15 protein-coding genes, 1 tRNA gene and 1 pseudogene are annotated in these 17,365 nt (G+C 72.9%); 5 read left to right on the top strand and 12 right to left on the bottom strand.

The genetic code is table 11. From position 1 onward, the window contains the following. Window positions 1–13: 13 nt before the first annotated feature. Window positions 14–1,096 (bottom strand): zinc-dependent metalloprotease, encoded by a 1,083-nt coding sequence (locus tag DQW06_RS12790; RefSeq protein ID WP_019610467.1) that lies wholly within the window; start codon window positions 1,094–1,096, stop codon window positions 14–16. Window positions 1,097–1,270: 174 nt separating this feature from the next. Further along, a complete protein-coding gene (gene dacB, locus DQW06_RS12785; protein WP_071621150.1) occupies window positions 1,271–2,638 on the bottom strand; it encodes a D-alanyl-D-alanine carboxypeptidase/D-alanyl-D-alanine-endopeptidase in 1,368 nt (455 codons plus the stop codon). Window positions 2,639–2,724: 86 nt separating this feature from the next. Between dacB and DQW06_RS12780 the strand changes: the two genes are divergently transcribed. Further along, window positions 2,725–3,252: an inorganic diphosphatase gene (locus tag DQW06_RS12780; protein ID WP_013155954.1), complete on the top strand. Its 528-nt coding sequence runs from the start codon at window positions 2,725–2,727 to the stop codon at window positions 3,250–3,252. Between the two features lie 85 nt (window positions 3,253–3,337). On the opposite strand, the gene DQW06_RS12775 is transcribed toward DQW06_RS12780, so the two are convergent. After that, on the bottom strand, window positions 3,338–3,931 hold the full coding sequence (locus tag DQW06_RS12775) for an RNA polymerase sigma factor (protein WP_071621148.1): 594 nt from the start codon (window positions 3,929–3,931) through the stop codon (window positions 3,338–3,340). Between the two features lie 34 nt (window positions 3,932–3,965). Continuing rightward, complete coding sequence (locus DQW06_RS12770; protein WP_013155952.1) at window positions 3,966–4,172, bottom strand: hypothetical protein; 207 nt, start codon at window positions 4,170–4,172, stop codon at window positions 3,966–3,968. A gap of 546 nt (window positions 4,173–4,718) precedes the next feature. Between DQW06_RS12770 and DQW06_RS12765 the strand changes: the two genes are divergently transcribed. Then, complete coding sequence (locus DQW06_RS12765) at window positions 4,719–5,312, top strand: hypothetical protein (RefSeq protein ID WP_117198516.1); 594 nt, start codon at window positions 4,719–4,721, stop codon at window positions 5,310–5,312. A 22-nt stretch (window positions 5,313–5,334) separates the two neighbouring features. Here the strand turns inward: DQW06_RS12765 and DQW06_RS12760 are convergent, their stop codons facing one another. Then, window positions 5,335–5,724 carry a hypothetical protein gene (locus tag DQW06_RS12760; RefSeq protein ID WP_013155950.1) on the bottom strand — a complete coding sequence of 130 codons (390 nt, stop codon included), beginning with the start codon at window positions 5,722–5,724 and terminating at the stop codon, window positions 5,335–5,337. A gap of 37 nt (window positions 5,725–5,761) precedes the next feature. Beyond that, window positions 5,762–5,980 carry a hypothetical protein gene (locus DQW06_RS12755; protein ID WP_013155949.1) on the bottom strand — a complete coding sequence of 73 codons (219 nt, stop codon included), beginning with the start codon at window positions 5,978–5,980 and terminating at the stop codon, window positions 5,762–5,764. 169 nt (window positions 5,981–6,149) lie between these two features. Between DQW06_RS12755 and DQW06_RS12750 the strand changes: the two genes are divergently transcribed. The 3 genes from DQW06_RS12750 to DQW06_RS29225 all read left to right on the top strand — a co-directional run bounded on the left by DQW06_RS12750 (window position 6,150) and on the right by DQW06_RS29225 (window position 7,518). Next, complete coding sequence (locus tag DQW06_RS12750) at window positions 6,150–6,983, top strand: exonuclease domain-containing protein (RefSeq protein WP_013155948.1); 834 nt, start codon at window positions 6,150–6,152, stop codon at window positions 6,981–6,983. Between the two features lie 101 nt (window positions 6,984–7,084). Continuing rightward, complete coding sequence (locus DQW06_RS28910; protein WP_156095244.1) at window positions 7,085–7,252, top strand: hypothetical protein; 168 nt, start codon at window positions 7,085–7,087, stop codon at window positions 7,250–7,252. A 122-nt stretch (window positions 7,253–7,374) separates the two neighbouring features. Further along, window positions 7,375–7,518, top strand: a complete 144-nt coding sequence (locus DQW06_RS29225; RefSeq protein WP_198662437.1) for a hypothetical protein — start codon at window positions 7,375–7,377, stop codon at window positions 7,516–7,518. A gap of 63 nt (window positions 7,519–7,581) precedes the next feature. Here DQW06_RS29225 and DQW06_RS12745 read toward each other — a convergent pair. The 6 genes and pseudogenes from DQW06_RS12745 to DQW06_RS12720 form a co-directional block, all read right to left on the bottom strand. After that, window positions 7,582–7,657: transfer RNA gene (locus DQW06_RS12745), tRNA-Thr, on the bottom strand. A gap of 95 nt (window positions 7,658–7,752) precedes the next feature. After that, window positions 7,753–9,276, bottom strand: coding sequence for an alpha/beta hydrolase (locus tag DQW06_RS12740; RefSeq protein WP_117198515.1), 1,524 nt, complete (start codon window positions 9,274–9,276; stop codon window positions 7,753–7,755). Window positions 9,277–9,605: 329 nt separating this feature from the next. Beyond that, window positions 9,606–10,778 (bottom strand): DNA polymerase III subunit delta', encoded by a 1,173-nt coding sequence (locus DQW06_RS12735; RefSeq protein ID WP_117198514.1) that lies wholly within the window; start codon window positions 10,776–10,778, stop codon window positions 9,606–9,608. Window positions 10,779–10,989: 211 nt separating this feature from the next. Continuing rightward, window positions 10,990–13,113 carry a dTMP kinase gene (tmk, locus tag DQW06_RS12730; protein ID WP_013155943.1) on the bottom strand — a complete coding sequence of 708 codons (2,124 nt, stop codon included), beginning with the start codon at window positions 13,111–13,113 and terminating at the stop codon, window positions 10,990–10,992. A gap of 280 nt (window positions 13,114–13,393) precedes the next feature. Further along, window positions 13,394–16,234: a type I DNA topoisomerase gene (topA, locus tag DQW06_RS12725; RefSeq protein ID WP_013155942.1), complete on the bottom strand. Its 2,841-nt coding sequence runs from the start codon at window positions 16,232–16,234 to the stop codon at window positions 13,394–13,396. Between the two features lie 641 nt (window positions 16,235–16,875). Next, window positions 16,876–17,365: pseudogene (locus DQW06_RS12720) on the bottom strand (hypothetical protein); the annotation flags it as partial.

The raw sequence follows: 17,365 nt of genomic DNA, 5'->3' as shown, positions 1-17,365 counted from the left end.
GGGTGCGGACCGCTCACTCGTTGACGGCGGCCGGGCGCACGACCCGGTCGACCCAGGCGGTGGGGTTGCGGATCTCCGCCAGGGTGGGCAGGGTCTCGGGCGAGGTCCACACCCGGTTGAACTCGGTCATGCCGACCTCGGCCACCACGGCGCGGACGAAGGCGGCGCCCTCCTCGTACTGGCGCATCTTCATGTCCATGCCCAGCAGCTGGCGCATGATCCGGTCGATCGGGTTGGCGGACTCGCGGCGCTTCTGGAAGCGGGCGCGGATGGTGGCGACGCTGGGCACCACCTCGGGGCCGACGGCGTCCATGACGAAGTCGCCGTGGCCCTCGGCGAGGCTCATGACCGCGGTGACCCGGTCCATGATCTCGCTCTGCTCGGGGCTCTGGATGGCGGTGATGAGGTTGCTCTCGCCCCCGCCCCGGACGGCGTCGGCGACGGCCTCGCCCGCGGCGCGCAGCCTGCCGATGAGGTCGCCCGCGTCCATCTCCGACGACAGGAGCAGCTCCTGCATGAGCCCCTGGACGTGGCCGCGCAGCCACGGCGTGGCCGTGAACTGCATGCGGTGGGTCTCCTCGTGCAGGCACACCCACAGGCGGAAGTCCCGGGGGTCGACGTCCATCTCGCGTTCGGCGTTGACGATGTTGGGCGCCACCAGCGTCAGACGGCCGGTCGGCAGGGTGCCGTCGGGGTCCGGCGGCAGGAAGAGTTCGTACTGGCCGAGGACCTTCCCCGCCAGGTAGGAGAGCACCGCTCCGAGCTGCACCCCGGTGATCCGGGAGCCGACCGCGCTGGTCAGGCTCCCGGCCGGGCTGTTGTTGAGCCGGTCGGCGCCCATCTGTTCGAGTACGGGTTCGATGACCACTCGGAACCCGTCGACGTTGGCTCGGATCCAGCCGGGGCGGTCCACGATGACCGCGGGGCCCGCTGGTTCGAGGGGGTTCATTCCGGTGAATTCGCGCACGTGCCCGGCCGCCACGGTGGAGAGTTCCCGCAACTGCGCGACGGCCTGCCGCGCGTCGGACAGGTCCACCTGCGGGCCCGGGCGCACGAGGCGGACACCGGTGTTCACGGCTACGTCCCAGTCGATCACAGTCACACCGCCAGCCTACCCACGAGGCGCGGGACGGCACGGGGATCAGGGTGGGAATTCCGGGTACCGCCCGGGATGACCCTGAGGACGACCGATTTCCCCGATTCCTCCGGTGTCACCGACGGGTTCCGCGCCGCCGGGTCGCGCGGCCGGGGGCGTGCGCGTGGTGACCGGTCAGGAGCAGCCGCACTGGCTGAGCGCGGAGGCCAGGGGGTCCAGGCGGGAGCCCACTGCCTGGGGGTGGTTGGCCATGAAGGCGAACAGGAACAGGTTGCCCTCCTGGTCGTGGACGGTCCCGGCCAGGGTGCTCACCCCGTTCAGGGTGCCGGTCTTGCCGCGCACCAGCCCCGCGCCCTCGTGCGCCGCGGAGTAGGCCGAGTAGCGGCCCCCGCTGGCCAGGGTGCCCGTGGAGTTGGCCGTGGGCAGCCCGGTGATGGCGGCGTTGAGGTCGGGGCGGTCGTCGCTCGCGGCCAACCGCAGCAGCTCCACCAGGGCCCGCGGTGTGATCCTGTTCTCGGTGCTCAGGCCGCTGTTGTCCGACAGCCGCACGCCCTGCACGCCCAGGCCCTCCATCACCTGGTGGGTGGCCGCCGCGGCGCCGTCGAAGGAGGGCTCCCCGCCCAGGGCGATCGCGGTGACCCGCCCCAGCGCCTCGGCCATGTTGTTGTCGCTGGCCAGCATCATGTGCTCGACCAGCGCCGACATCGGGGGCGAGTCGACGCTGGCGACGGGCTCTCCGGAGGCCCGCTCCTCGGTGGGCGAGCCCTCGACCGTGATCCCCGCCTCCTCCAGTTGTTCGGCGAAGGCCTCGGCGGCGAACAGGGGCGGGTCCGGCACGCGCGACCCGTAGCCGCTGGCCTCGGGGGAGAACCTCCCGGAGTCGATCATCAGCGCGTGCACCGTGGCGGTGCTGCCCTCGGTGACGTAGTTGGGCTTCCAGCCGGGGCCGCTGTCCGGACCGGTGAACAGCGAGTCGTCGTAGCCGAGGGAGACCGTGTCGACGCCCTCCGCGCCAAGGGCCCGCGCCGTGCGCTCGGCCAGCTCCTTCAGGGTCGCTACCTGCGGGTAAGCTGCGGAGTCGGCGGTCGTGGTCAGGGTGACGTCGCCCTCTCCGCGCAGCACCACGCGGTCCTGTCCGGGAACCAGGTAGGCCTCGGTGCTCAGCACGTGGTCGGGTCCGACGGCGTCCAGTACGGCGACGGCCGTGGCGATCTTCGTGGTCGAGGCCGGGGTCACGGGGGCGTCCGGGTCCAGCTCGAAGAGCGTCTCACCGGTGGCGGCGTCCACGACGAAACCGGAGAGGCCCTCCTCGATCCCGGAATCCGACATGGGATCATCGAGGATGTCCGCGATCCGTTCCGGGTCCGCCGGAGTCGAGGCCGCGGGTTGCGCCGCCGCCACGCCCTCGGCGTCCGTGACCGGGTTGGGCGCCGCGGGAAGGGGCCGCGCCCCGATCACGTCGAGGGCGACAAACCCGGCAATCAGCACGAATATGTTGAGCAGGGCCAGCGCGAGGAGCGCCTCGCCTCGTACCCGTCGCACTCGGGGGCACCTGCCCTTCCTTCGGTGTAGCGGCCTGACGTTGTAGTTATACGGCGACATTAGTCGCATTGGGAGCCGAGATCAGCATGGAATTCGACGTTACGATCGAGATCCCCAAGGGGGAGCGCAACAAGTACGAGGTGGACCACGAGACCGGTCGTATCCGTCTCGACCGCATGCTGTTCACCTCCACGACCTACCCCGCCGACTACGGGTTCGTCGAGGGGACCCTCGGCGAGGACGGCGACCCCCTGGACGCCCTCGTCCTGCTCAAGGCCCCGACGTTCCCGGGCTGCCTGATCCGGGCCCGCGCCATCGGCATGTTCCGCATGCGCGACGAGGCGGGGGGCGACGACAAGCTGCTCTGCGTCCCCGCGACGGACCCGCGCCAGGAGCACCTGCGTGACATTCACCACGTGAACGAGTTCGAGCGTCTGGAGATCGAGCACTTCTTCACGGTCTACAAGGACCTGGAGCCCGGCAAGTCCGTGGAGGGCGCCACCTGGGTCGGCCGCCACGAGGCCGAGCAGGAGATCGTGGCCTCGGTCAAGCGCGCCGAGGAGGCCGGCGTGCACGGCGACGCCTCGCACATCTCCGAGGTCAAGGAGAGCTAGTCGGCTCCCGAACACACGTGTCACGGCGTCGCAGCGACGGCCCGGCGGAGGACTCCCCGCCGGGCCGCGCCGTGTCCGGGCGGCCTCAGCGCTGACCGTGCGAGGCGACCGCCCCGGGGCCGGGCAGGGGCTCGTGCGCGGAGTCCTTGGTGAGCACGTACCCCGCCAGCACGATCAGCAGCAGGGCGCACAGCAGCGCCAGGGCGACGGGCAGCAGGGAGGCCAGGCCGCGGGTCAGGAGCGGACCGCTCGGCGGTTTGGGGAAGCCCTCGCGGTCGAAGCGGTCGGCGCGCACGGCCACGTGCGTGCGGTAGCCGTCGAGTTCGGGACCGACCATGCCGTTGAGCACGCGCGTCGGGACCAGCGCGGTGTTCTCCGGCAGCCCCAGCTCGGCCGGGGCGCCGGCCTGCGGGCCGTTGGCCCGGTGGCGGGCGCACTCGGCCTCGGCGAGCGCGTGCAGCCACTCCCCCAGCCGATCGGCGTCGGCGAGGCGCCCGATGTGCGCGCGGGCGACGATCAGCGTGTCCCTGAGCACCACGTGCGCGGCGTCGCGGTCGCGCAGGACCAGGATGCAGCGCCGGTACAGCTCCGCTCCGTACGCGTCGAGAAGCCTGGCGTAGGCGTCCTCCGGCGGAGTACGGCCGGAGCGCAGGGCGTGGAGAAGATCCCGGTCCGTCATAGACCAAGAATCTACGCCGCGCGCGGCACGGTGCTCACCGCTTTGTCGAATCCGGTGGCGGCGGGGCGGGCCCACCGGCTCGGGAGCGCAGCCACAGCAGCACGAAGGTGAGCGCGGTCAGGACGGCGACGAGCAGGGCCTCCCCCGGTCCGAGGAAGCCGAGCGCCATCACCCAGGCCGCCGCGACGACGAGCGCGCGCACCAGGACGCGCGCCCACAGTCCCGGCGCCTCGGTGCTCAACTGCGCCTTCCGGGGACGGATGCCATAACGGCCGCTCCTGTCACTACGGCTGGGGGATGGAGCCCTTTCCGGCGGTGGCCGCACACCGTACTCGGGTTCCACATGTCACCACCACGGAGCGCCGCCCGCAACACGCCCCGCGAACGCCGGGGTGAGGGGGGCGACACGCGGGGCCACCGCACCGTCGCTTGACTCCTCCCGGCCTTTGCTGGTCTCCTTACACCCATGTATCCGCGCACGCGCACCGACGCCATGGCTCGTACGGCCCCCGGGGCCTCCTGCCGCCTGGCCCGTGCGGCGTGTCCGTGTTGTCGTCGCTGAGTCGCAGCCGAGGCGTCCTCGTACGCCGCCGACCGACCGCGTGCCCCTCCGCGCCCCCAAGTCCATCGTGGACGCCGGGCGCTGGGCACCTCCCCGCAGGGTGATCTCCGTCTCCGCGTGAATCCGCGGGGCCGCTCCCCCTGCCGCCCCGGCGCACCGGGGCTTCCAGACGACATCCGCGCGCTCCCGTTCCCGGGGCGCGCACACGTGAAGGATCCTCTCACGATGCCCCAGCGCACTCTCTCCGGCACTGCCGTACTCCCCGCTCCCCACAACGCCACCGCACCGGCCGCCGCCGCACCGGCCCCGTCGTCCGCGCCGTCCCCGAGGAGCGCGCCCGTCTCCCTGGAGGGGATCGGCGACGTGGTGGACGCCGGACGCCGCTCCGGCTACGCCCACCTGGGCGAGCGCCGCATGCCGACCCTCGGCCGCCTGGTGACCGCCGCCCGGGGCGCCGCCGCCTCCCTGGGCGGGCCCACGCTGCGGCCGTCCCGGCGGGGGCGCTGGCAGCTCGTCCCCCGCGCGGCCCGGCGCCAGGCGGGCGGCAGGCTCCGCGTGACCGCGGTGGCCCTCGAACCCAACAGTTTCGTGTCCGGACCCGCCCCGCACCCGTCCCGACAGCACGGCATGGAGGTGCTGTACCTGGTCAGCGGGCGCGCGCACCTGATCGCCTCCGCCTCGGACGGGCAGATGCGCTCGGCGTCGGAGCTGTCCGCCGGCCGGGCCCGGGTGGTGGGCTCCGCCGAGGGCAGCGGTGGCCGCCACCACCTCGTCAACACCGGCGACGAGGTGGCCGTGGTGGTCCGGGTGACCGCCTGAACGGGCGCACGGACACGCGAACTCACTCATCGCCGCCCCGTTCGGTCGCGGCCGCGCGCAGGGCGGCGTCGACCGCCTCGACCGACCTGAGGACGGCGGCCATGCGCTGTCCCTCCGCGAGGTAGGCGTTCATGACCTGGTCGAGGGCGTGGGGCGGCATGTGGTCGCGCAGGTCGACCCGGGCGGTCCGGTAGCCCTCCCGGGCGGCCTCCAGCGCCGAGGAGACGTACTGGTGGGCCAGCCGGGACAGGGCGACCGGATGGCGCCTCAGGACGCCGTGCAGCCGGTAGTCGGCGGGCACGTGGTCGAACAGCCACACCAGGGCCGTCTGTTCGAAGGAGTCCGCCCCGGGCGGGTGGACGCTCGCGGGCCAGTCCGGCGTCAGCGACTGATCGGGCATGCCTCCGATCATACCCGCTGTTCGAAAACCTGTTCGATGCGGCCAGGGGTCAGTCCACGGTCCCGGAGGATCCGGGCGTCCCGCCCTCGGCGGACTCGCGTCTCTCCATCTCCACCCGGATGGCCTGCTCCGCGGCGTCCACGGCGGCACGCGCGGTGATGGCGTTCGTGTGCGCCCGGTCCAGCTCCTCCAGGAGGATGCAGTCGAAGGAGACGCGGGCGTCGTGAATGGCTGCTTCGAGTTGACGTGATGCCTCTTCCAGACTCATGTCCCTCTTCCTTCCCCAGAAGTCGGCACTTGCACATCAAGGGCCCCAGGCGTCTCCCGCCGCGGTGCGCGCGGCACGCTCTCCCGGCGGACTGTCCCCCCGCCGTTCTACGATGTCCACGAATCGCCGCTGTTCACGGCGGTGTCGACCGTCCGGCCGAGAGGATCCCATGCGCAACCGCTATCCCGGGACATGCACCGACTGCCAGTCCTCCGTCGGCGCCGGCGAGGGTGTCGTCGTCAAGGAGGGCGGCCGGTGGCGCACCTACTGCGCGGAGCACGAGCCGCGCCCCACCCCTCCCGTCCGGGGCGGCCACCCCGGCTGGCACACCACTCCCCTGCTGGGGTTCGACACCGAGACCTCCTCCCGCGACCCCGACACCGCCTTCCTCGTCTCGGCCGCGCTGGTGGACCGCGAGGGCAAGGCCCGCACCTGGCTGGTGGACCCGGGCCCCCGCGAGATCCCCGCGGACGCCGTCGCCGTCCACGGCATCAGCACCGAGCGGGCACGGGCCGAGGGCCGCCCCGCCGGGGAGTGCCTGGAGGAGATCGGCCAGGCACTGGCCGACCAGCTCTCCTCGGGGCAGGGGCTGGTGGTCTTCAACGCCCCCTACGACCTCCGGGTGCTCTCCGGGGAGATGCGGCGGCACGGGCTGACCCCCCTCGCGGAACGCCTGAGCGGCCCGCTGGCGCCCGTGGTGGACCCGCTGGTGATCGACCGGGGCGTGGAACCCTACCGCAGGGGCAAGCGCAACCTGGGCGCCATGTGCGAGTACTACGGCGTGGAGCTGACCGACGCCCACACCGCGGCCGCCGACGCCTCGGCTGCGCTGGCCCTGGCCGAGGAGATCGGCGCCAGGCACCCCGAACTCGCCGCCGTCAGCCTGGCCGAGCTGCACCAGCGCCAGGTCGACTGGTCCCTGGCCTTCGCCCGCAACCGCCAGGAGTGGATGGACCGCAGCAAACCCGGCCACGGAACCGTGGTGGACGGCACCTGGCCCTGACGGGCCGGTCCACGGCGGTGCCGGTGCGCCGCGCGGGGCCCGTGCGCTCCCGGCGTGTGCGGTCGGGCGCGGAAGCGGGTAGGCCCCGAAGAGACGCGATCTTGGGGGACGACATGGTCTACTTCATCCTGGTGCTGCTGGCGATATGGCTCATCCTCGCCATCCTGGGCATGGTCATCAAGGGCCTGCTCTGGCTCGCCGTCATCGGCGCCGTCCTGTTCGTGGCCACCGCCGTGTGGGGCTGGTTCCAGAACCGGCAGCGCGCCTGAGGGCGGCGCGGGGCCCGGGCCGGACGGCGGTACGGTCCGCGAGGCGCCTCGGGCCCCCGCGGGCCGTCGGGGTCGAAGGGTCGTGGACGCCCCGGGAGCTGTGACACGGCTTCGTGCCGCCCATGTCCGCCAACGGCGTCCACTTGGACATCGCGCGGTTGGTCGGGCACAGCGGCACGGCCGTGACCGAGCTCGTCCACCGCGAGGAGCTGCGGCCGGTGATCACCGAGGGGGCACGCATCATGGGGGACCTCTTCGCCGAGTAGGCATTGGTCACCCAATTGGTCACCAACGCGAAACGCCACCCCGGACCGGGGTGGCGTTTCGGCTGGAGCCGCCTGTCGGAATCGAACCGACGACCTATTCATTACGAGTGAATCGCTCTGCCGACTGAGCTAAGGCGGCGCGCCGCCGCGTGTTCCACGCGGCGATGCGGTCACCATTCTAGCCCCTCGGCGGAGTGCCGGGGACACGGCGGCCTGCTCACCCGGCCGCCGGCCTCAGGCGCAGGCCATGCCGTCCTCGGGCACGGTGAGGTCGACCAGGTAGGCGTCCACCATCGCGTCGACGCACTGGTCGCCCATCCGGTAACCGGTGTGTCCGTCGCCGTCGCGGGTCACCAGGAAACCCGAGTCGAGCTGCTCCGCGAGCGCCTCGGACCACGCGTACGGGGTGGCCGAGTCCCGGGTGGTGCCCAGCACCATGACGGGCGCGGCTCCGTCCCCGTCCAGCTCCACGGGCGGGTCGACCGCCTCCTCCGGCCAGTACGCGCAGGGCAGGGCGCCCCACGCCAGGCTGGGGCCGAAGATCGGTGACTCCTCACCGGCCCGGGCCGCGGCCTCGGTGTAGGCCTCCACGTCGCGCGGGCTGGGCGAGTCGGAGCAGTTCACCGCGATGAGCGCGGCCGTGGAGTTGACGTAGGCGTCCGTGTCGCTCCGGCTGTAGAGGTCGTCGGCGAGCTGGAGCAGAAGGGTGCCGTCGTCCTCCGTACCGGCGGTGAGGGCCTCGCGCACGCGCGGCCACCAGTCCTCGGTGTAGAGCGCGGCGAGCACGCCCAGTTCGGCGCGGGCGCGGTTGACCTCGCGGTCGTCCATGCTGTTGGACAGGGGGTTCTCGGCGGTGTCGGCCAGGAAGGCGGTCAGCGCCCCGATGCCGTCGTCCACGCTGTCGCCGGGGACGCCGAGCGGGCAGTCCGACCGGCTCAGGCAGTCCTCCACGAAGGCCCGCAGGGCGGTCTCGAACCCGGTCGCCTGCTGCACGCTGAGGTCGAGCTGCCCCTGGCTGGGGTCCACTGCGCCGTCGAGCACCAGCGCGCGGACGCGGTCGGGGAACTGCTCGGCGTAGTGGGCGCCGATGCTGGTGCCGTAGGAGGCGCCCAGGTAGGTGAGCTTCTCGTCGCCGAGCAGGGCGCGCAGCAGATCCATGTCGCGGGCCACGTCCGCGGTGCCCACGTGCCGCATCAGCTCGGGGTGGTTGGCCTGGCAGGCCTCGACGAAGCCGCGGCTGTCCTCCTCCAGCTCGGCCAGCTCGGCCGCGGAGACCTCGGACATGTCGCCGTCGCCCTCGACGCTGTCCACCCCGCCGAGGAACTCGTCGATGCCCTCGGCGTCCAGGCAGGTCAGCGGTGAGCTGCGGCCGACACCGCGCGGGTCGAACCCGACCACGTCGAACCTCTCGCGCACCGCGTCGCTGACCGTGTAGGGGGCGTGGTCCACGAAGTCGTACCCGGAGCCGCCGGGCCCGCCGGGGTTGACGAGCAGGGAGCCCAGGACGTCGCCTCCCTCGGAGGGGAAGCGCTTGACCGCGATCTCGATGCGCTCGCCGTCCGGGTCCCCGTAGTCGAGGGGCACCTCGTAGGTGGCGCACTCGGTGCCGGGCGCTCCGCTCTCGCACTCGCCCCAGGCCAGTTCCTGGTCGGCGAAGGCCGCCAGGTCCCCGGAGAGCCCGGGCGCGACGCCTCCCTCCCTCGGCTGGTCGCCCTGCGCCGTGCACGCCGTCGCCAGCAGCACGGACCCGGCGAGCACGGCCGCCCACGGTCCCCGAACCCTCGTCGCCAACGGTGTCCCGCCCTCTCGTCACGTCCGACCGCGACCGACGTGTCGTCGGCGCCGCCCCATTCTCCACGACCGGCGCGGCCCGCACCGGTCCAACTCGCGTTCCTCTCCCCCGCCGGGGCGGTGTCGCGTACCCCTCCCCGCTCCGGCGCGGGGGCCGCCGTCCGGGTGCGGACGCCGCCGCACCGCCCCGCGACGGGTTCGCGCGGAGGGCCGCGCCTGCCACGGGACCGCCGGAACGGTGCCCGGGAAGGGCGGTCCCGCCCGCAGGGGGGAGGCCGCGCCCGCGGGGCGGCCGCCTATCCGGCCAGGAGGGCGGAGGTCATGGCCTCCATGGCGATCTGGGGGTGCACGTTCGCGGCGATGCGCTCACGGCACTCCATGATGGCGTCGATCCTGCGCAGCGTGGACTCCGGTGTGCTGGAGCGGGCGACGCGTTCCAGGTCGCCGGAGCGCTCGGCCGTGGACAGCTCCACCCTCGCGCCCAGCTGGAGGGTGAGCGCGTCCCGGTAGAACGCGACCAGGTCGAGCAGGGCGCGGTCGTAGGAGTCGCGCTTGATGCGGGTGGCACGGCGCTTCTGCCGCTCCTCCAGGTCCTTCATCGCCCCCGCGGAGCCGCGCATCGCCTTGGCCACGCCCTTGCCCGTGGAGCCCTCGCCGAACGCGGCCCGCAGCTCCTCCCTCTCCTTCTCGTCGAGCGCCGTGGTGAGGGCCTTGGACTCCTCCTCGGCGATCTCGTAGAGCCGGGCGGCGGAGGTGACGCACGCGCCGAGCCCGTCGAGCCGGGCGGGGATGGACAGCACCTCCTCCCGGCGTCTGCGCGCCTCGGGGTCGGTGGCCAGCTGCCGGGCCCGGTCGATCCGCCCGGAGGCGGCGACCGCCGCGGCGCGGGCGGTCTCGGCGTCGATCCCGTCGCGCTGGACGAGGGCGTCCACCAGCTCCCGGCTGCCGGGCGTGGCCAGGGTGACCATGCGGCAGCGCGAACGGATGGTGACGAGCAGGTCGTCGGGGGTGGGGGTGCACAGCAGCCACACGGTGCGCGGCGAGGGCTCCTCCACCGCCTTGAGCAGGGCGTTGGAGGCGGCCTCGGTGGCGCGGTCGGCGTCCTCGAACAGCACGATCCGGAACCGGCCGCCGGAGGGTTTGGAGCCTGCGCGCAACACGAGGTCGCGGGTGGCGGCCACACCGAAGCTCAGTCCGCTGGGCCGCACGTACAGCACGTCGGGGTGGGTGCCGGCGAGGGTCTGGTGACAGGAGGCGCAGTGCCCGCAGCCGCCGTCCCGGCACTGGAGGGCGGCCGCGAAGGCCCGGGCGGCCTCCGAGCGGCCCGAACCGGGCGGCCCGGTGAACAGCCAGGCGTGGGTCATCCCCGTGCCCCGTCCGCCGGAGACGAGGTCGGCGGCCCCGGCGACGGCCCGCTGGAGCTGGCCCACCGTGGACCGCTGGCCGATGAGGTCGTCGAAGACCGTCATGCTTCCCTCCCACCGCTGGTGCTTCGGTCTTCAGGATAGGAGTCGGCGCCGACGTCCGGACCGTTGTCCACAGGCCGCTCTCCCCCCGGCGCTGCGCCGGACCCGGGTCGGCCCGCTCCGGAGCGAGCCCCGCCCGGACACGGGCGAGGGCTCCCTCCCCCGAGCGGGGCAGGGAGCCCTCGGCGTGTCGGACGGCCCGGCCGCCTCGGCCTCAGCCCTGTCCGACCTCGTCGTTCCTGATCACCGGGATCATGCCGGTGACGGCCTCGGCGCTGCTCGGGACCGGGTCGGGCAGCAGGGAGCGCACCCGGCGCTGGATCTCGCGGGTGATCCTGTCCTGCGGCTCGCGGGCGTCGAGCACCAGGTAGCGCTCCGGCGCGGCCCTGGCCAGCTCCAGGAAGCCCCGGCGGACCCGGTCGTGGAACTCCGCAGGCTCGCCCTCGATGCGGTCGGCCGGGCCGCCCAGGCGGGACAGGCCGTCCTCCGGCCGCACGTCGAGCAGCACCGTCAGGTCCGGAACCAGGCCCTGCGTGGCCCAGTCGCTGATCCGGCGGATCTCGTCCGAGGACAGGTCGCGCCCCGAGCCCTGGTAGGCCAGCAGGGAGTCCACGTAGCGGTCGCTGATGACGACCGCGCCGCGCCGCAGGGCGGGCAGGATCTCCTGCTGGACGTGGTCGGCCTTGTCGGCCGCGTAGAGCAGCACCTCGGCGCGCGGGGTGATGTGCGAGTTCTCCCGGTCCAGGAGCAGGCCGCGCAGGCGCATGCCGAGCTTGGTCGCGCCCGGCTGGCGGGTGCCGATCACCTCGAACCCCTGGTCGCGCAGCCACACCGTCAGCTCGCGCACCTGGGTGGACTTGCCCGCGCCCTCGCCGCCCTCGACGACGATGAACGCGCCCGCGAGCCTGGCCTCCTCGTCCTCCTCCGGCGCGATCGCGACGCCGCGCAGCGCCGCGAACAGCTCCGGGAGCAGGCCGGGACCGGCCTCGGGGTCGTCCCGGCGGTTCATCCGCCGGTAGCAGACCAGCGCCACGACCAGGACGGCCAGGCCGGAGAGCATGAGGACGAGGCCGCTGCCGCGCAGGTCGTAGCTCAGGGGGCCGACCGGGATCCGGTAACTGCCGATGAGCCCGGCGGCCAGCGGGGCGAGCACGGCGGCGCCGACCAGGGTGACGCGGGCGGCGCCGTGCAGGAAGGCGAAGGCGGAACCCCGGTGCTCGTCCTCCACCTCGCGGTCGAACACCGCCAGGCCGATCACGCAGGCGATACCCGCGCCCACGCCGAGCAGCGCGGTGAGCACGGCGGTGAGCACCATGTCGGCGACGGCCCCGGCGAACAGCAGGGCCAGCCCGGCGAGGGCGATGCTCAGACCGAACAGCCGGCTGCGGCTGAACTGCTTGAGGACGCGCGGCCCGGCGAGCACGCCCAGGGCCATGCCCGCGAAGACCGCGGCGAAGACCACGCCGAAACCGGCGTTGCCCGCGCCCAGGCCCTCGACGTGCACGCGGCCGACACCGATGACCACGCCCCCGGCGGCCACGACGCAGAGCATGCCCGGAACCAGGCCGCGCACGCGGGGCGTGCCGCCCGCGTGGCGCCGACCGGTCCCCAGCGCGCGCAGGATGCCGCTGTCGCGGGTGTCGCTCTCCGCGTCCTTGGAGGGCTTGTGCCTGGGGATCGGCAGCCCGGCGACGACGACCGCCGCGACGACGAAGGTGAGGCCGTTGAGGTAGAGGGCGACGTCGGCCTCGGGGCTGGCCATGGAGGGCAGGAACGCGCCGAGCACGTTGCTGACCGAGGCGAGCGCGGCGAACAGCAGCGCCGCGACGGGCGCGGTGCCGTAGGCGGTGAGCAGGCTCAGCCGGTTCGCCTGCCCCAGCAGCTTGCGGGGCACCAGGTTGGGGACCGTGGCGTCCTTGGCCGGGGTCCAGAACAGGGCGACGACCTCGGCCAGGAGGGTGGCGATGAGGAGCCACTCCAGGGCGAAGCCGGGGAAGAGGAGGCCCACGACCGGGATGGAGACGTACAGCACGGCGCGCAGGACGTCGCCGACCACCATCGTCCACCTGCGGTCGAGGCGGTCGGCGACCGACCCGACCAGGGGGCTGAGCAGGATCGACGGGGCGAGCTTGATCGCCACGACGCCGCTGACGGCCAGGTACTGGACGAGCTGGGATCCGTCGGCGGTGAAGACGGTCGCCAGGGACACCAGTGCCAGCAGGCTGAGCCAGTCGCCCAGGCTGGAGAGGGAGAGAGAGATCCACAGCCTTCGGAAGGGTGTGATCGCAAGAACGTTGCGCGCCTCGGCTGGCGCTCCCAGGGGTGCAGATCTGCTCATAGCGCTCAAGATTATCGGTGAGGGGGAGAGGGAAGGACGGGTCGCGGACCCGCCTCAGAATCGTTGGATGGCTCCGGGGACCGCGCACGTTTCCGCGTTCCCGTGAGTCCTGCCAAGCGTAGTACGGAAGGCTGCTCCCGCACAGGGGTGAGGCTGCGCCCACCCGGGGTGAACACGCGGGAGACCGCCCACCCGGCCACCCCCGTCGGGAGGTGTCCGGGTGAGCCTACGCGTGCCGGGGCCCGGGAGACGAATCCCGGCCGCTCCCCGCCGCCCGCGCCTACTCCTCCGGGGCGGGGTCGGAGGCGCCGGTCCCCTTGGCCGGTGACTTCCTGGCCGTCGTGGAGGTGGACGCCTTCTTGGCCGCCGTGCCCGTCTTCCTGGCCGTCGTGGAGGTCTTCTTGGCGGGCGCCTTCTTCGCGGCGGGCTTCTTGGCCGCGGGCTTCTTGGCGGGCGCCTTGGCGCGGCGCTCGGCCAGCAGCTCGGCGGCCCGCTGGTCGGTGATCGACTCCACCTCGTCGCCCTTGCGCAGGGAGGCGTTGACCTCCCCGTCGGTGACGTAGGGGCCGAACCGGCCGTCCTTGATCACCATCTTGGCGCCCGAGGCCGGGTCCTCCCCCAGCTCGCGCAGCGGCGGGGCGGCGGCGCGGCGCCCGCGCTGCTTGGGCTGGGCGAACAGCGCCGCGGCCTGCTCCAGTGTGACCGTGAACATCTGCTCCTCGGTCTCCAGGGAGCGGCTGTCGGTGCCCTTCTTGATGTAGGGGCCGAACCGGCCGTTCTGCGCGGTGACGTCCTCGCCGTCGATCTGGCCGACCACGCGCGGCAGCGACAGCAGGCGCAGCGCGTCCTCCAGGGTGACGGTGTCCAGGCTCATCGACTTGAGCAGCGAGCTGGTGCGCGGCTTGACCTTGGCCTTGGCCCTGGTCTTGGCCTTGCCCTCCTCGGCCTCCTGCGGCTCCTCGATCACCTCGGTGACGTAGGGGCCGAACCGCCCGGTCTTGGCCACGATGACGCGGCCGGTCTCGGGGTCGGTGCCCAGCTCCCGGTCGCCGCTGGGCTGGGCGAACAGCTCCTCGGCCTTGTCCACGGTCAACTCGTCCGGGGCCAGGTCCTCGGGCACGTTCACCCGCACGCCGTCCCGGTCCAGGTAGGGGCCGTAGCGCCCCACCCGCAGCACGATGTCGGTGCCGGGCAGCGGCAGGGAGCTGATCTCCTTGGGGTCGATGTCGGAGAGGTTGTCGTTGACCAGCTCCTTGAGCCCGGTCTCCCGCTGGCCCTCGGTGTCCTCGCCGCCGAAGTAGAAGCGGCGCAGCCAGGGCAGGCTCTCGGCCTCCCCCCGGGCGATGTCGTCGAGCACGTCCTCCAGGCGCGCGGTGAACTCGTAGTCCACCAGGTTGCCGAAGTGGCGCTCCAGCAGCTGCACCACGGCGAAGGCCAGGAAGGACGGCACCAGCGCCGTGCCCTTCTTGAACACGTAGCCGCGGTCCAGGATGGTGCCGATGATCGAGGCGTAGGTGGAGGGGCGGCCGATCTCGCGCTCCTCCAGCTCCTTGACCAGGGTGGCCTCGGTGTAGCGCGCGGGCGGCCGGGTGCTGTGCCCCTCGGCCTCCAGGTTCTGGGCCTTGAGCGGGTCGCCCTCCGACATCGCGGGCAGGCGGCGCTCGCGGTCGTCCAGGTCGGCGGCCGGGTCGTCGGAGCCCTCCACGTAGGCCTTGAGGAACCCGTGGAAGGTGATGACCTTGCCGGTCGCGCTGAACTCGGCGACCTCGCCGTCGGAGGAGGTGCCCTCGATGCGCACGGTGACGGACTCGCCGACCGCGTCCTTCATCTGGGAGGCGACGGTGCGCTTCCAGACCAGCTCGTAGAGCCGGAACTCGGGGCCGGACAGGCCGGTCTGGGCGGGCGTGCGGAAGGTGTCGCCGGACGGGCGGATCGCCTCGTGCGCCTCCTGGGCGTTCTTGACCTTCTTGGCGTACACGCGCGGCTTGTCGGGCAGGTAGTCGCCGCCGTAGAGGCTGCGCACCTGGGAGCGGGCGGCCTTGACCGCGCTGTCCGACAGCGTGGTGCTGTCGGTGCGCATGTAGGTGATGTAGCCGTTCTCGTACAGCCGCTGGGCGACCTGCATGGTCTGCTTGGCCGACAGGCCGAGCTTGCGGGACGCCTCCTGCTGGAGGGTGGTGGTGCGGAACGGCGCGTAGGGCGAGCGGCGGTAGGGCTTGCGCTCCACCGAGGAGACCGAGAACCCGGCGCCGGACAGCCGCTCGGCGAGGCCGCGCGCCGCGGCCTCGTCCAGCTGGCGGACGGGGCGGTCCGAGCGCAGCGTGCCCTGCGGGGTGAAGTCGCGGCCCGCGGCGACGCGGGTGCCGTCCACGGAGACGAGGGCGGCGGGGAAGGTGGCGGGGCCTTCGGCGACACCGGCCTCGGTGGCGTCGAAGAGGGCCTTGAGGTCCCAGTACTCGGCGGAGGTGAACGCCATGCGCTCGCGTTCGCGCTCGACCACCAGGCGGGTGGCCACGGACTGCACGCGGCCCGCCGAGAGCTTGGGCATGACCTTCTTCCACAGCACGGGGGAGACCTCGTAGCCGTAGAGGCGGTCCAGGATGCGCCGGGTCTCCTGTGCGTTGACCAGGCGGGTGTTCAGGTCGCGGGTGTTGTGGGCCGCGCGCTGGATGGCGTCCTTGGTGATCTCGTTGAACACCATGCGGCGGACGGGGATGCGGGGCTTGAGCTCCTCCAGCAGGTGCCAGGCGATCGCCTCGCCCTCGCGGTCCTCATCTGTCGCGAGGAGGAGTTCGTCGGCGTCGGCCATGAGCTCCTTGAGCTTCTTGACGTGCGCCTTCTTGTCGGTGTTGACCACGTAGAGCGGCTCGAAGTCGCCGTCGACGTCCACCCCGAGCCGGGCCCACGCCTGCCCCTTGTACTTGGCGGGGATCTCGGCGGCCTTGTTGGGCATGTCGCGGATGTGGCCGATGCTGGACTCCACGACGTAGCCGCGCCCCAGATAACCGGCGATGGTCTTCGCCTTGGCCGGTGACTCGACGATGACGAGGGCGGTGCCCGCCCCCTGTCGTCCGCTGTCCTTCGAGCCGTTCTTGCCGGCGCTGCCCTTCGTGGGTGGCACGCTCTTCCCCTACGTCTAGCCCTACGTGATCTTTCCGGCCGCGGTCTGTCGGAAGCTCCTGGGAACCGACAGTAACCGAAACTCCAGGCGCTACCCCCGTCGGTGGGCGGGAGGGGCTGTCCCCTCCGCGGGTGAGGGCTCCGTCGCTCTGGGTGGACACCCGGCCCACGCCCACCGGCACCCGCAGAATAAGCGCTTCCCGAACCGGTACCGGTCCGTAGCGTACGTGAGCCGCCCCGGCAACGTGGGCCGGTTGGCCAGCACCGCCTCTGACGAGCACCCATAACGACCCCCGCGAGTGACTTCGGTCACACTTGATGGTCGTCGAGTGCCCGCTTTCCCCAGAATGCGGCGAGTCCTCCCGGATATTCCCGGGAGGACTCGGCTCACGTCACGGGCTGACGGCCAGCTCCTCCGCGCTCCCGCAGTCCACCGCGTTCCTCACGGAACGGGAGTGCGGAGGCGGGTCGTCGTGGCCCGTCGACGCGTACGGCACGCGTTGTGCCGGTCCGGGATCGCGCTCCGTGTCCGACGCCGCCCTGTGGGATACGGCACCCCGCAGTCCACCGCGTTCCTCACGGAACGGGACGCCGTACTCCCCCGGGCCCGCACGGACGCGGGCGCGATCCCCTGTTCTGTCGTTACAGGCCCACGCCCGCGGCGCCGAGCAGCTCGTTGACCGGGTCGGCCACACCCACGGGGGCGGACGCGGGCAGCTGGTCGGCGTGCTCGGGAGCGTGCTGCTCCACGGCCTGACGGGTGGTCTCGCTCACCTCGTACTCGACGGGCAGCATGTCCGAGACCGGGACCTCGGGCAGGTCCTGCACCAGGGGCAGGGCGTCCAGGGCGCTGGACTGGGCCTCGGGCGCGCTCTGGTGCACGACCGCGGCCCCGTCGCCGGTGCTGCTGGCGCCGGCCAGGCTCGCGACCGCCGCGATGGCGTTGCCGGAGACGTTGACCGGAACCTCGCCGTCCGCGACGAGCTGGTTGCCGCCGACCGCGGAGCCGTTGCCCGAGGTCGCGACGTGCTCCTCCTCCTCCAGCACCAGGGCGCCGGTGTCGGTGGAGGCCGCACCCGCCACGCCGCCGACCGCGCCGATGGCGTTGCCCGCGACGTTGACCGGCACGTCC

It is taken from the genome of Nocardiopsis sp. TNDT3, assembly GCF_003427465.1.
Classification (GTDB): Bacteria; Actinomycetota; Actinomycetes; order Streptosporangiales; family Streptosporangiaceae; genus Nocardiopsis; species Nocardiopsis dassonvillei.
This window is presented reverse-complemented; position numbering and strand designations above follow the sequence as displayed.